Origin of the sequence: Nostoc sp. XA010, from assembly GCF_020829625.1 — a bacterium.
Taxonomy (GTDB): Bacteria; Cyanobacteriota; Cyanobacteriia; order Cyanobacteriales; family Nostocaceae; genus Nostoc.
In genome coordinates this window covers 1-14,323 of the sequence record NZ_JAIVFX010000014.1, presented here as the reverse complement: position 1 = coordinate 14,323, position 14,323 = coordinate 1, and the positions used below count along the sequence as shown (strand labels likewise).

At 42.8% G+C, this 14,323-nt stretch carries 9 protein-coding genes and 2 pseudogenes; 4 read left to right on the top strand and 7 right to left on the bottom strand.

Going from position 1 to position 14,323, the window contains the following annotated elements; all coding sequences use genetic code 11:
* Nucleotides 1-2: 2 nt before the first annotated feature.
* Nucleotides 3-2,645, bottom strand: a complete 2,643-nt coding sequence (locus LC608_RS20215; RefSeq protein ID WP_229555218.1) for a M1 family metallopeptidase — start codon at nucleotides 2,643-2,645, stop codon at nucleotides 3-5.
* 658 nt (nucleotides 2,646-3,303) lie between these two features.
* Here LC608_RS20215 and LC608_RS20210 point away from each other — a divergent pair.
* From LC608_RS20210 to LC608_RS20195, 4 genes and pseudogenes are all read left to right on the top strand, one after another.
* Nucleotides 3,304-4,971, top strand: coding sequence for a DUF3352 domain-containing protein (locus tag LC608_RS20210; protein WP_229555217.1), 1,668 nt, complete (start codon nucleotides 3,304-3,306; stop codon nucleotides 4,969-4,971).
* Nucleotides 4,972-5,140: 169 nt separating this feature from the next.
* Complete coding sequence (locus LC608_RS20205; protein ID WP_229555216.1) at nucleotides 5,141-6,061, top strand: class I SAM-dependent methyltransferase; 921 nt, start codon at nucleotides 5,141-5,143, stop codon at nucleotides 6,059-6,061.
* A complete protein-coding gene (locus LC608_RS20200; protein WP_229555215.1) occupies nucleotides 6,054-7,049 on the top strand; it encodes a PrsW family intramembrane metalloprotease in 996 nt (331 codons plus the stop codon). The genes LC608_RS20205 and LC608_RS20200 overlap by 8 nt, the downstream gene beginning before the upstream one ends.
* Nucleotides 7,050-7,081: 32 nt before the next feature.
* A pseudogene (locus tag LC608_RS20195) lies at nucleotides 7,082-7,689 on the top strand (Uma2 family endonuclease).
* Nucleotides 7,690-7,814: 125 nt separating this feature from the next.
* Here the strand turns inward: LC608_RS20195 and LC608_RS20190 are convergent.
* The 6 genes and pseudogenes from LC608_RS20190 to LC608_RS20165 all read right to left on the bottom strand — a co-directional run.
* Nucleotides 7,815-8,687, bottom strand: coding sequence for a 6-carboxytetrahydropterin synthase (locus LC608_RS20190; RefSeq protein ID WP_229555214.1), 873 nt, complete (start codon nucleotides 8,685-8,687; stop codon nucleotides 7,815-7,817).
* Between the two features lie 329 nt (nucleotides 8,688-9,016).
* Nucleotides 9,017-9,715, bottom strand: a complete 699-nt coding sequence (locus LC608_RS20185) for a J domain-containing protein (RefSeq protein WP_229555213.1) — start codon at nucleotides 9,713-9,715, stop codon at nucleotides 9,017-9,019.
* Between the two features lie 15 nt (nucleotides 9,716-9,730).
* Nucleotides 9,731-10,693: a cysteine synthase A gene (gene cysK / locus LC608_RS20180; RefSeq protein WP_229555212.1), complete on the bottom strand. Its 963-nt coding sequence runs from the start codon at nucleotides 10,691-10,693 to the stop codon at nucleotides 9,731-9,733.
* Nucleotides 10,694-10,812: 119 nt separating this feature from the next.
* Complete coding sequence (locus LC608_RS20175; protein WP_229555211.1) at nucleotides 10,813-12,540, bottom strand: iron uptake porin; 1,728 nt, start codon at nucleotides 12,538-12,540, stop codon at nucleotides 10,813-10,815.
* Between the two features lie 633 nt (nucleotides 12,541-13,173).
* On the bottom strand, nucleotides 13,174-13,455 hold the full coding sequence (locus LC608_RS20170) for a 4a-hydroxytetrahydrobiopterin dehydratase (protein ID WP_229555210.1): 282 nt from the start codon (nucleotides 13,453-13,455) through the stop codon (nucleotides 13,174-13,176).
* 713 nt (nucleotides 13,456-14,168) lie between these two features.
* Nucleotides 14,169-14,323, bottom strand: a pseudogene (locus LC608_RS20165) (photosystem II D2 protein (photosystem q(a) protein)); the annotation flags it as partial.

Sequence of the window (14,323 nt, the reverse complement as noted above, 5' to 3'; positions counted from 1 at the left end):
TGCTATTTAGATTTTGCCTCCAAGTTTTCTAAACGGCTTCTTAATTCCTGATTTTGTTGTTTGAGTTGGTCGAAATCCTCACGCAATTGACGCAGGGTTTTTTCTGAACCAATATTCTTTTGCACTTTAGAAATTTCTTCTTCAGCATAGCGACGTACACGGCCATCGGCTGTTTGTTCAACTAGCGATCGCAAAATCCCCACTGCTTTAGGTGTTTCCATTTGTCCTAATGCTGCGGCTACCGACACTTGCGTTAAAAAGAAGGTTTCTTTCGCTAGTTCTGTCAGTTTTTCTAAAATCCGTTCCAAATTAACCGGACTTTGACCTACAGAAATCTTTCCTAAAGCGCGAATTGTGGCTAAACGAAGAGGTTGTGGTATACCGAGTTTGGTGTATTCGATTAGCAAATTTAAAGCTGCTTCCGAGGTTTTGAATTCAGCTAAACCAGCAACTGCACCACTCCGCACTACTTCATTCCAACCCGCCTTCTCTTCTAAAACCGATTTCAACAGCTTTAGTACCTTGTCTTCCTTGGGTTTCTCTTCCAAGTTTGCCGATGCGATCGCCCCGATCACACGAGAAGCTGCTGCTTCCACGTAGTAGCTAGAATCACCCTTTTGCACTAACCCTCTTACAGCTTTATAGCTTTCAGCAGTTTTAATTTGAGCAAGTGCTTCCACTACAGATCGTCGCACGTAAGCATTTTTATCTTTTAACCCAACAACTAAGCCATCAAAGGCTTGGTCTAAATTGATTTGCGCTAGTTGTTTCGCGCCTTCTACACGCACACCCCACAATGGGTCATTTTTTAGCGATGTAGATAGTGCTTTTGTTGCTTCTAATCCACCTTTTTTCGCTAAAGCTTCTGCTGCGTAAATACGTGAAATCGGGTCGGGATCAAATTCTAACTGTGCTTTTAACTCTGATATTGGATACTCCAAAGTTACTGTCTTCAGATAATTATTTTCAACATCAAAGCTGATAAATTGAGGTTTATTTTCTAGGGGAAAGTAAAAGCTTTGTTCCCGTTCATTTATCCGCACTACAAAACTTTTTAGTCGTGAGTTAAAAGTTAGGAGTTTGGAATTATTTTTAACTCCTAACTTCTCACTCCCAACTTCTTCTTGTTGGGTATAGCCAAAACCAATAGGTATTTTTAAATCAAACAAATCCTTACTGCCATTTGTACCTTCAGCAGCTTGGGTTTGAGTTACCGTAATCTTTGCTAATTTAGCATCCCCATCCCAAGAGTAAGCTACTTTAAAATCGGGATGACCACCACGAAAAACGTATTGGTCAAAGAGGAATAAAAGATTACGTCCGGTAGCCTTTTCAATCGCCCTGAGTAAGTCTACTGTTTCTACAGTTTTGTGGGCATTATCTTGAACAAATGTTTGGATAGCCTGCCAAAACAACTCATCTCCTAATTGGGCCCGAATCATGTGATAAACACAAGATCCTTTTTCGTAAATGTGGCGATCGTAAAGCTCAATAGCTTCCCGGTAAACATGTGTTACCATTGGACGGCGATAGCGACTACTATCTTCACTTAAGTAACGACGAGCTTCTAATAAACGATAATAAGCTGCTTCTTGGAGACTATATTCCTGTTCTGTCCACATCACCTCAGAATAAGAAGCCATCCCTTCCTTAATCCAAGCATGGGACCAATGTTTAATCACCACCAAATCACCAAACCACTGGTGCGCGAGTTCGTGGACGACTAAACTTTCAGTATTGCGGTTATCTAAAGCAGCGCGTTCATCCAACAAGCATCTATCTGTTAATAGTGTTGTGGAGGTGTTTTCCATCCCGCCAAAGATGAAATCATCGACGCAAACCTGGGCGTATTTCGGAAAAGGGTATGGATAGCCATACTTTTGGCTCAAAAATTCGATCATGCGGGGAGTTTTGCCCATGCTGCGTTTAGCATCTTCCTCCCGTCCCTTTTCTACATAGTAGGTGACTGGTTTACCGTTCCACTCATCCTGAATTTCGGCAAAGTCACCTATTGCTAAAGTCATCAAGTAGGTAGGATGAACTTGTTGCTGTGACCAATGGTAAATTTTGTAATCACCATCTTCTATGGTGTTAATCAATTCACCGTTGGAAATCGCCACGAGAGGGTTGGGGACACGAACGCGAATTTCTGAAGTAGACAATTGTCCTGGGTAGTCAAAGCAGGGGAACCAAAAGCGAGAGTCTTCGTCTTCTCCTTGAGTCCAAACTTGAGTTGGCTTGTTTGGGTAGTGCTTGTCTGGTTGAATAAAGTAAAGACCGCGTTGCGGTTTTGCCACTGAATAGGCGATCGCAATCAGCAAGCGTTTACCAATTTGAGTAGCCTCAGAAAGTTGGATAGAAAGCTGTTCCCCGTCGTAGTCAAAATTTTGTGGCACCTCGTCCACTCGCACAGACTCGATATTCAGGTTGACAGCATCCAAAGTCAAACGGTCAATGCCATTACGGATTGGTAAGAGGCGAATGCTACAATTGCCCTGATAGCAAAGCTTTGGTATATCCAAGCTGAGATCGAGAAAAATATGCTCTACTTGTCCGGGGCGATCGGGGTTGTAGTGTGGTCTTGCTCCCGGTAACTCAAAAGGTTTGTGTACGTTATTATCTGTATCAAAATAAGACTTCGACATTGATCCTTACTGACCTTGTAATCCTGAAAAGTCTGGCTTGGCTGGACGTAGTTAAGCAAAATAGCGGTGTCTAAATATATTTCCCAAATCAACAGGGCATTATGGAGGCGAGAATTCCCTTTTGGAATTGGGGGATTAAAATTAATCTCACCGGAATTTCTGAAGGTCGGCTGGCGATCCTTGGACTTTTTTCCATATCCCTCCCGCATTTACTTTTACTGATGTTTTGCACTTTTTTGTCATCCAGTCAAGAGTCTCTTGCACCTCGATAACTTTTTATTAAGTACAAACACTCCTAATTATTCTTATATAGGACTCCGATTTGATTTTTGAAAACATACTGAGACTGAAAAGCCCGTTTCTCAGGGTTTTATCTGAAATTTTGCTCACAAATCAGACAGGAGTCCTATAACTTAGGATAGCTTGCCTCTGTTGAGGAGGCTATTTTGTTTGAAATGAACAGCATATCATTTGCCGATTCGCTCCCCATCTCCTGGAAGTATTTTTTAGAGTAATTATTTTAGACTGCTAGCTTATAGGACTACTAATTTTATCAGTAAATACCGATCAATGAGCGGAAATTATTAATAAATCCGAAAACTCTACAGTGACACTTGTATAAATCTCGGTGACAATCTGAGCAAAAGAGGATAACAAAATGCCTGAAAGTAAATCCAAATTTCTCATTCCTGCTGTTGGTGCTGCTGTACTTGCCGCAGGAGGTATAGCAGCTTATACGTATTTTAAATCCCCATCAGGAGCTAGCTCAGACGCTCTAGGCAGCGCTAAACTAGTACCTTCAACAGCATTGATGGCAACTTATATTACTACTGACTCTCAAGGCTGGTCAAAGTTACAGCAGTTTGGCACTCCAGAAGCACAAAAATTAGTGGCAAAAGGTCTGGAAAATTTCAATAAGCAAGTGTTCAGTGACAGGAACGTTTCTTATGAAAAAGACATAAAGCCTTGGGCTGGTGGTGTAATGATTGCTGTATTACCACCTAATCCTGTTAAACCAGCGCAGTTGAAAGTACCTAATTCGCCAATCAATGTACAGCAGGAATCAAATATCTTGATAATAGTGGGAATCAAGGATAAACTCAGCGCCTTGAATTTTGCTAACAAATTAAAGTCACAAAAAGGAGTTAAATTTCAGCAATCTGACTATAAAGGTCAAAAAATTATTGAAACTACAGAAAAAAGCAAGCCGACATATAGCGTAGTTTTAAATAATAGTCACGTAGTATTAGCACCCGAAAAGCAAGCTATAGAAAAAGCAATTGACACCTTTAAAGGAGAGTCTTCTTTTGCCAGTAAAGAAGGTGCAAGCAGTATTCTTAACAAAGGAGTGGATGTCAAAAACAGCCTCGCCCAAATTTATGTACCAGACTATGCAGGCATGGTACAGCAATTAGCAGCCGGAAGCCCGCAGACAAAGCAGTTACCTCCACAAGCTCTGGCGCAGCTCAAGCAGATAAAATCTGTGGTGGCGGGTATTGGTGTTGATGATGCGGGAGTGCGGGTAAAAGCGATCGCTAATTTAGATCCACAACTCAATAAATTTCAGTATCAATCAAGTTCTGGAAATATAGTTGGGCAATTTCCCACTGGTACCTTTGCTCTGATTAGCGGAAATGGCATCAGCCGTGGCTGGGAAACCCTGGTAGCAGAGTCAAAAAATTATCCAGAAATGAAGCAAGGTCTTGAACAGGTGCGAGGACAATTGAAATTTGTCAATATTGACCTGGATAAAGATATTTTTGGCTGGATGAATGGGGAATTTGCCTTTGGTGCGATTCCATCTAATCAAGGGGTGTTAGCAAATGTTGGTTTTGGAGGTGCTTTAGTATTTGATACTAGCGATCGCAAAACTGCCGAAGCCACTTTGACAAAATTGGATACTCTTGCCAAAACACAACAAATCAACGTCGCCAATACAAATATCGGTGGGAAAGACGTAACGGAATGGCAAATCCCCAGACAGGGAGCTTTATTGTCACATGGTTGGCTCGATCAAGACACTGTATTGGTGGCTCTTGGTGGCCCAGTTGCTGAAGCGATCGGCGATCGCAAGAATCCATCTCTCGACAATAGCGATACCTTCAAAGCCGTTATGGGTTCTTTGCAAAAGCCCAACGGCGGCTACTTCTACCTGGATATGGACAAAACTCAAACTGTGCCCTTGATCAAGAGTTTAATCTCATCTGATGCCAACGCTATCACCATCCTGAGTTCCATTCGTGGTCTTGGTTTTACCGCCACTAGCCCTGATAAATCTACCAGTGAATTGGAGATGTTGTTAGCTCTCAAGCCTACTGCAAAATAGGGAATGAGGCATTGGCATTGGGCATTGGTTATTAATTCTTCTCCACCCTACTTCCCGTGCTTCCCCATTCCCCACTCCCTATTCCCCAAAATGTTTTTCAATTTGCATCTAGACTCGCCTCCAGTAACTATGTCATAAGTAGAAAAAGCTGTTAAATGCAAACTGATTTATGACCGTTGCTGTAAATACTACTCCTGGCTTCGCTTCCCGTTTGGTAAATGGCGTACTGGCAATTAAACCTTTAGCCAACCTAGCCAAACATCAAGCTAGACAAATGATGATTAAACGTGCCGAAAGAATTGGCGTGCCTTGGACGCAAGAAGTCGAAACACTACAGGCGCGTGATTGGAAGGCTGATCTAGCTCAAGTAGAAAATCCTCAGCTTTCCTACCCAGAATACTATTTGCGGTCATTCCATGCCTATGAAGGTGGAAACCTAAGTTGGAAAGCCGCTTGTGAGCTAGAAGTTGCTGCTCGTACTGTCCATGCCGGAATTTGGCAAGATGCTGGAGCAGAAGGAGATGCTAAACTACGCCAAAGTTACCACGATATCCTCAAAGTGCAAATTCCCAATCAACCCCAAGACATCCTCGATGTGGCTTGTGGTGTGGGTTTGAGTACATTTACCATGCAAGAAATTTATCCTCATGCCAAAATTACAGGCTTGGACTTATCTCCCTACTTCTTAGCCGTTGCTAATTACCGTGCCCAACAACGTCAAGCTAAAATAAACTGGCTTCATGCCCAAGCGGAATCTACCGGGCTACCTGATGCCTCTTTTGATTTAGTTTCCATTTTTCTTATGTGCCACGAATTACCACAATCGGCAACCCGACAGATTTTAGCTGAAATGCGGCGCTTGCTGCGTCCGGGTGGCTACTTGGCAATCATGGATATGAATCCAAAATCTGAAGTTTACAAAAAAATGCCAGCCTACATTTTGACTTTGCTCAAAAGTACTGAACCGTATTTAGATGAATATTTCGCTTTGAACATTGAACAAGCTATTGTTGAGGCGGGTTTCCAAACTCCCATAATCACTAACAATACCCATCGTCACCGCACAGTACTTGCTCAGGTGAGTGGTTGATTTCTCTCTACTGCTCTGGGCAGGAATACCACCTTTGCTGGTGCTAGGCTACTACTACTGTCGAGTGCCATTTGCTCCACCTCTGTTAAAGTTGCTGATGTTCTTTATCATCGGCGGAATATCTGGTATCTTAGCCCTTAGCCTCGAATGGATTTTTGAAATTATAGTCAACAGGGTTGTAGACTGGCATCAGATCAAGCTATGTCTGCCGACAAGTCGGTGCGCGTCTACACTTCCTGGAATAGCGTTGCGGCAGCTTGTGGAAGTAGGCCCAATTGAAGAAGGCTGCAAGTTTGTAGCGGTTGTTGTCCCAACTTTCTTTTTGCAACGCAAGTATCGATTATTTGCATCTACCGTTTTCCTCTTCACCATAGCCGTTGCCCTTGGATTTACTGCCGAAGAGAATTGGATTTACCTTTTCCACGATACAGCGTCAATTCTAGACCGTATAATCGGTATGCCAGTCCACGCGATGTTCTCTGCTCCTTGGGGATATGCTTTAGGAATTTATATTTCCTCGAATACTCGATTAAATCGAGACAAAACATTCATTTTTAGGGCTTGGCTAAATTCTGTAATCTGTCATGCCCTAGTTAATGTTTTATCAAGTGCTTGGCGTTACTCACTACCTTTAGGTTTCCTGAGTTATGGTTTATTCCCATTTCTCTTGTGGATGTTTTGGCGACTAGAACAATTACTGCGAAAAGTGCAAGGCAAACCCGCCATTACCGTAATCTCAGGACATACGCCCCAACACCGTTACTGGCAGAGGAGTTTAGTGCTGTTTACCCTCGTACTGGGTGGAAATGCTATTTTTGGGCTGTTTCTTTTAGCTAGGATTCTTAGTCCCTTAAGTCCGTCAAAGCTTTTTGATCCTGAGATTTTGTGGTTTATAATTAGTCGCTTTTCACTAAATCTCTTTTTCGGAGTTTTAGCCTGGGGCATTTATCGCTATTTGCGACATTCCGCTCGTCGTCGGTATTTTTAAAATATGATTTAGAAAAATGCTAGGGGGTTTCTATGCAAACAACTCCAGTGCGTTGGACGACTGCTGATTTAGAACTATTTGCTGGCGATTCTCGTTCCGAGACACTTCGTGAACGCAGAAATCGCTATGAGATTATAGATGGAGAACTCTTTGTGACTAAAGCACCTAACTGGGATCATCAAACGAGTTGTGTCAATATTGCTACAGTTCTTAAGATTTGGTCAGATGAAACTGGTTTAGGTCAGGCTGCGTAGATGCGGAGCAGCTTGTCGTCAGACATCGCACCTGGAATTATTTTCTCACATTCTGACAATGTGATCCCTGATGTGGTGTGGGCAAGTCATGAACGCTTAAAAAACTTACTAGATGAAGCTGGACACCTCACGGGCGCACCGGAGTTAGTTGTAGAGGTTTTATCCCCCGGTGAAAAAACCAGAAACGCGACAAAGAAACAAAGCTAAAGCTGTATTCAGTCCAAGGTGTTCAAGAATATTGGATTTGCGATTCTATACAGAAGAAAGTTGAGATTTCTCGCCGTGAACAGGCTGCATTAAAGTTGACAGCTACTTTATTCAGTCAAGATGAGTTAACAAGTCCTTTGCTACCTGGTTTCAACTGCTTAGTTAGTAAACTTTTTTAGTTGGGCATTGGGGAGCCAGTGCGTTGGGCGGCTCTGCCGACTTGTTCGCTCTTAGCGTCTCCGACAGGAGAAGCAACTGGCATCATGGGGATGATATAATTCCCTATGCCTAAATTTTCAATTACCTAAATCCTTGCTAATACTGGCTTACTCGCGGCTGCACTGACTGAATTTGATTCAGATTCAGTACAGTAGATTTCGCAGGAGTTATTGGGACTTTCAATCAGTTTCACTTTGTAAAGTTTAGCTCCCAATTCTTGAATAGGCGATCGCAGTAAATTACTAATATAAAGTGCGATATTTTCAGCAGTGGGAACAACTTCAGCAAAGTAGGGAATGTCTTTGTTTAAAAAGGTGTGATCGAATGGCTCAACCACATAATCTTCTATTACTTGGTTCAAAGCACCTAAATCAACAATCATCCCTGTCCGTGGGTCAATTTCCCCTTTCACAGTGACTTCTAAATGATAGTTGTGTCCGTGACCGTGGGGACGAGCGCACTTGCCATAAATCTCAGTGTTTTCTTCGTTACTGAGGTTTGGGTGAGCTAGCCGATGGGCGGCGCTAAAGTGAGTACTGATGCTGAGGTAGGCTTCCATTGCGTTTCCCATATAATCTGCCCAAAGTTCAGGATGTTCAAATAACTGTACACGGACTAAAGGCAAGTGTGGTGCTAGTCGCTGCCAAATAATCCGTGCAATATTCTCAGTGGTGGGCAGAGTTTGTTGAAATTCTCCCCACGCATCGTTGAGATAAGAGAAGTCCAATTGACTGGTAACTTCCCGTTTAATTACGTGTTTCACATCAGACAAGTTCAATACCATGCCATATTCATCCAATTCCCCGGCTAGGGAGATGAATAAGACATAATTATGTCCGTGTCCCGGAAATCTTGAGCAAGCACCAAATTTCTCAATATTCTCAGCTTCACTCAGTTCTGGCAGCCAATAACGATGACTTGCCGAAAACTGGGCGCGGCGGTTAACAATACATTGCATGAGTACACTATGAGCAGAATTTAAAATTTCTTAATCTTTCTCTATTTCCAGCATAAACTAATTTCTTAGTCATTAGTCATTAGTCATTAGCGCTCTTTTATTACTCTCGTCAGATTAAATTTGAAACGCTATTTTGCCGTTAGTCCGCTCAGGCGGACTACCCTGCGGGAAGCCGCAAAGCGTCTATGTTTGTATAGCCGCGATTTCTAATCGCTTGGATTATTCTCTCTCCAGAGTCATAGAAGAGCGTTAGTCATTAGTCATTAGTCCTTTGACGTGCAACGAAATTGAGCCATCATGCCCAATGCCCCATGCCCAATTCCCAATGCCTATGTAACAGATGCTTGTGCCTCACAGTGTAATCTCGTAGCTATGCGGAATAGTTCATGACCTGTGTGTAAATAACGCTCATCGTAATTCAAAGGAAAATAACCTAGTTCATCGAGTCCATCTCCTACTTGATCGAGGCTGTAGTAAAGGTGAGCGGCTGTTCTTGCTAAACTAGGGGGATTCGGTAGAGAGCGAAAAGTAATTTGTGCTTGCTTGAGGTCGTCTCGACAGGCTTTTAAATATTCCTGAAATTCATCTAATAACTCATCATCAAAGGGATCAGCAGCTAATTGCTCCATTTGTTCTTCTAACGAATAAAGAATCGTACAAAGCAACCGATTTACTGGTTGGTAAACTTGGCGCAGCCATTCCTCAACTTGCTCGTCAACATCGCGTCCAGTTTTTCGTATTGTCTGGTAATGCTTTTGTGCGGATGCTGTACGCTGTTGGCGATCGCTATTTAATTTTTGAGAGTCATTTTGCAGTTGTTGGTCATAATTGCGGCGATTTTGGTTGTCGCCTAAGACTTCATAAGCTGCATTGATGCGGATTATCTGCTCTTGATCGGCACTTTCCTGATTGCTGTCAGGATGAAATAACTTAACCAAGCGGCGATAGGCTTGCTTAATCTCCGCAAGGCTTGCACTTGGACTAACTTTGAGAGTTTCGTAATGGTTAGAAACGTGCTTATTGACCATTAATTCAATTTATCGTTAGCTGATGCTAGCGGCTAACCTTGTTTCCAGGTCTTGGAACAACGGTGTACTCAAATATCTCTCACCAAAACTGGGCTGAATCATCACAATTAAACGTCCCTTATTTTCTTGACGTTGGGCGACGCGAATTGCTGCACATAAAGCTGCTCCACTGGAAATACCAGATAGTAGCCCTTCTTCTTTTGCCAAACGCCGACTATAAGCGATCGCTTCTTCATCGGTGACGGTAATCACTTCATCAATCAATTTTATCTTGAGAACTTGGGGAATGAACCCAGCGCCAATTCCTTGAATTTTGTGTGGCCCTGGTCGTCCCCCAGATAAAACTGGGCTATTGGATGGTTCAACAGCGATCGCCTTAAAACTAGGTTTGCGTGCTTTAATCACTTCTGCTATACCAGTGATCGTACCACCTGTGCCCACCCCTGCCACGATCATATCTACTTGTCCATCGGTATCTTCCCAGATTTCAAGAGCTGTAGTTTCCCGATGCACTTTTGCATTGGCAGGATTGCGGAACTGCTGCAACATATAAGTATTTGGCGTACTATTAACGATTTGTTGCGCCCGCCCAATTGCCCCACTCATGCCTTCCATCCCTGGCGTTAGTTCCAGTTCTGCTCCATAGGCCCGCAACATCGCCCGTCGCTCCGAACTCATTGTCTCTGGCATTGTCAAAATTAATCGATAACCTTTAGCTGCTGCTGCCATTGCTAGGGCAATTCCTGTGTTTCCAGAGGTAGGTTCTACCAATACTGTCTTTCCAGGAGTAATCAGCCCTTCTTCTTCGGCGGCGTTAATCATACTCACCCCAATCCGATCTTTGACTGATGCCGATGGGTTCATACTTTCCAATTTCACCAGAATTTTTGCAACACATCCTTCTGTTTGGGGAATACGGTTCAACTGCACTAGGGGTGTACGACCAACCAGTTCTGTAATGTTACGAGCAATTCGCATAATTTAGCCCTTAGTTATTAGTCAAAAGTCATTTGTCATTAGTCAATAATAAAAACAAAAAGCCCCGCCTAATGGCGGGGAGCAATAAAGTTCAAAATTATCCGTGGATAGTCAACATTCTAGAAGGTGAAAGTTGTTCTGAGCGTACCGATAATCGCATCATCGTTATCGCTATTTTGACCAGGAGAAGTCAACCAGATTACACCAGGGGTAACAGAGATATTATCTGACACCCGATACTTGTAGAAGCCTTCAAAGTGATATGGTATATCGTTATTACCACCAAAACCTGGGCGGTTAAAGGAATAGGGTTCTGCACCAGCAAAGACACCTAAAACGTTACCCTTTTTACCAAAATCAGGTAAGGCTACGCCAAGACCATAGCTCCAAGCTTCATAATCATCATTTATACCAGAGCCGGTGACATCATGGTAAGAGACGAAGCCACTAACTGACAGTTTGTCGCTGGGTCTAAACGCAGCCGACACACCGTAGGAATTGCTGGAACCTGTGCCCAGTAGAGTGTTAGCTTGTTGAGTACCTACTGCAACAGAAGATGCAAAAGCGTTGTTTACGTTTGATGAAGTACCGGAGTCAAACAAGAAACCGCCTGCACTATATCCGTGGACGTAGGTAGCAGCTAAAGCCAAGCGATCGCCAACACTAAAGTTCAACTGTCCAAGAGCTGCATAGTCGCCGTTGGTCAGACCTGAACTAATACCAGGATTATTAGCATCCGTTGCTAAGTAACCCGCAGTGATTGAGCTATTTCCTAGAATACCCTGACCTCTACCAAGGGGTAGATTGAGCGCTATACCTGCACCACCACCAATCCGATAGATGGGGCTTTCAGAAGCAAAGGTAGATAAAGCACCGTTACCCCCATCAGTTTGATCAAAAAAGTAAGGGTTATTAACGGCTGCATAATGGCTGTGTCGTCCACCACTAGCTGCTAAGTAAACGTTGGCTGGGCCTATGGGAGCTTCATAGGTCAAACGATCTATATTGACGCTGTTGTTACCACCCTGATTACCAACTTGAAACGTTTGTGTACCTTCAGCAGTAGCGAGAGGACCACCAGCGTTATCAAATTGTGTAAAGGCTGCTGCATTACCTGCTGCTAGACGGGTATGTAAAATGTCTCTACCAGTGAAGCTGGTTTGCAAGTCTAAACGTACCCGATCTTGGAAGACGGTGTTGTTGTTGTCACCAGTGGTTCCCCCAAACACATCACTAACTGCAAAAATGGCTTCACCGACTAGTTTTGTGGTGGTGGAGAACTGATTCGCTTCTAATTCAGCAGTCCGCGCTTCTAAGGAATCTACGCGACCGCGTAGAGTTGCCAATTCTGCGGAAAATTCTTCTTGTAACCGTTGTAAGGTAGCTAAATCTTGTTTGGTCACCAAGTCAGCTGTTGCTGTGGCAATCAATTCGTTAACCCGATCCAAACAGGCATTTAAACCAGCAGCAAATTCATAACGGGTCAAAGCACGATTACCGCGATAAGTAGCATTTGGGTAACCTGCAATACAACCATAACGCTCAACCAAGGACTGCAATGCTTGGAATGCCCAGTCAGTGGGTTGTACATCAGAAAATTGAGAAACCGATGTTACTTGAGACTGAGAATTATTTTGGTTGCCTTCGTTGCTGTAGCGATTAACTTGATCAATGGTTGTTTGAGCCAATATTTCTGGCTGTTGGGTAACTTCAGTTACACCTGGTTGTGCGGCTGGTGATACTTCAGTGGTTTTGTTTGGAGCGGCCATTGCTGTTGCCGAAACTAACAATGTTGCTCCCAAAACTGCTGGGCTAACCACTAAGGATTTCCACAATATATTAGACATCTTCTCTACTCCTCACACCTTGTTTAGATAATTGTATTCGTTGCACCTAAAATCTCAAAAATGCGACATCTCATTGAAACCTGTGGATAAGGCATAGTTGCCACTACTACAATTTTAGTTTTTGCAAAGCTAATAAACGATTAACTTAGGGTTAAAAACTTATGTGATTAACTTATGCAAAAACATATCTTTATATCATAACATTATAAAACATCGGATCTAAATGACAAGATTGAAGTGATCGCCTTAAGAACTGTCACACATAATTATCTAAATATCTAAGCAGAGAGTACACTTTAGGGCATTCGCTGGTTACGCAGGCTACATCGCTCCAAGCTTAGACACTTAGCAGATTGTGACTAAAAATCTCTTCTTGCACTTAGCCTTACTAAAATTCGCGTACCAATTAAAAATTAAAACATACTGACTCAGCTATACAAATTTAGGCAAAGCCTTTATGCGGGATAGTTTATCTGCTATTGCGATCACAAACACCCGCTTCTGAATCAAGAGTTTTGAAACCAGCCCATTCCAAACCAAAACCTGTACTTCTAATTTTAAAGCTTGCTGAACCCTGCGTCTCACGTCGCTGTGACTTCCAGTTAACTACTTAAAGATGTCAGAATCAATTACTTAGTTAATTTGGGAAATCGCCTGCGCTAAATCAAAGTCAGCCTGCGTCAGCCCACCTGCATCATGTGTTGTGAGGGCAATCTTCACTTTGTTGTAGGAAATCTCTAAATCTGGATGATGTCCTGCCGATTCCGCAGGCTCCACCAGCTTATTGACAAACTCAATTGCTTGGATAAAATCCTTGAATGTGCGGGTAATCTCTAAGTTGGAGCCTTTAACAGTCCAACCGGGCAGAACCTTTGCACTTTCTTGAATTTCCTCCTCAGTGAGTAGTTGTGCCATATCAAAAAATTCCTAATTGTATTATTTGGGCGACATTATATATTTCATTAGATAAAATCCCTTTTATTCTCCATAGAGAAAGTATGCGAGGATCAACTCAAGCATAATGCGTGTGTGTATATTTAAATCCGACTTAATGAATACACCCTATTGCTCACATCTAGTCAGAACCCAAGGTTTGATGGAAGATATTTTTATTTTTAATCAAAGTTAAAAAAGTTACCCACAAAAAACTATCCGCTCTGAGTTAGATAAGATAATCTATCTCAGAGCGGTCTAGCGGGTCTTCAGGTTGCAACCAGACTGCCGGAAGGAACTCCGAGCTTGCCTAGCTACTTGAGCTAACTTAGTATCTCAATGATAACTAAGGCTAACTTTTAGAGAACAGCCCCGGCACACAGCCGGCTAACTGCAACCTGATGACCCATGCATTTACTACTTTCTATCATGGGCATCACCTCCTTGTTGCCTAAGCGGTCTTAGTCTCAAAAGGGCAGAGCATTTGCTCCGGGCTTATAACCTTCATCTAATATAACACATAAATTTAGAGATATTAACGATATAAAAAAAATCCCCCACCAAAAGGCGGGAGATGACTGGAGAATGGGGAATATTGACACTTTATTGGCTTATGCAAAAAAGATTATTTAATCTAGTTAGTGTCAATTTTCGGCAACCACAACCGTGATTTAAGTCATGGTCAGCTTTCAATATTAGAGAGCGTTACCGCGAGGTAGAACTTCCTCAGGGAATACAAATTGTTCGTGGGGTTGATCTTGAGGAGCCATCCAAGCGCGGATACCCTCGTTGAGCAAAATGTTTTTGGTATAGAAGGTTTCAAACTCCGGGTCTTCCGCCGCCCGCAATT

Coding starts and splice junctions, on each gene's coding strand:
- LC608_RS20215 (WP_229555218.1), bottom strand. CDS start 2,645: ATGTCGAAGTCTTATTTTGATACAGATAATAACGTACACAAACCTTTT.
- LC608_RS20210 (WP_229555217.1), top strand. CDS start 3,304: ATGCCTGAAAGTAAATCCAAATTTCTCATTCCTGCTGTTGGTGCTGCT.
- LC608_RS20205 (WP_229555216.1), top strand. CDS start 5,141: ATGACCGTTGCTGTAAATACTACTCCTGGCTTCGCTTCCCGTTTGGTA.
- LC608_RS20190 (WP_229555214.1), bottom strand. CDS start 8,687: ATGCAATGTATTGTTAACCGCCGCGCCCAGTTTTCGGCAAGTCATCGT.
- LC608_RS20185 (WP_229555213.1), bottom strand. CDS start 9,715: ATGGTCAATAAGCACGTTTCTAACCATTACGAAACTCTCAAAGTTAGT.
- cysK (WP_229555212.1), bottom strand. CDS start 10,693: ATGCGAATTGCTCGTAACATTACAGAACTGGTTGGTCGTACACCCCTA.
- LC608_RS20175 (WP_229555211.1), bottom strand. CDS start 12,540: ATGTCTAATATATTGTGGAAATCCTTAGTGGTTAGCCCAGCAGTTTTG.
- LC608_RS20170 (WP_229555210.1), bottom strand. CDS start 13,455: ATGGCACAACTACTCACTGAGGAGGAAATTCAAGAAAGTGCAAAGGTT.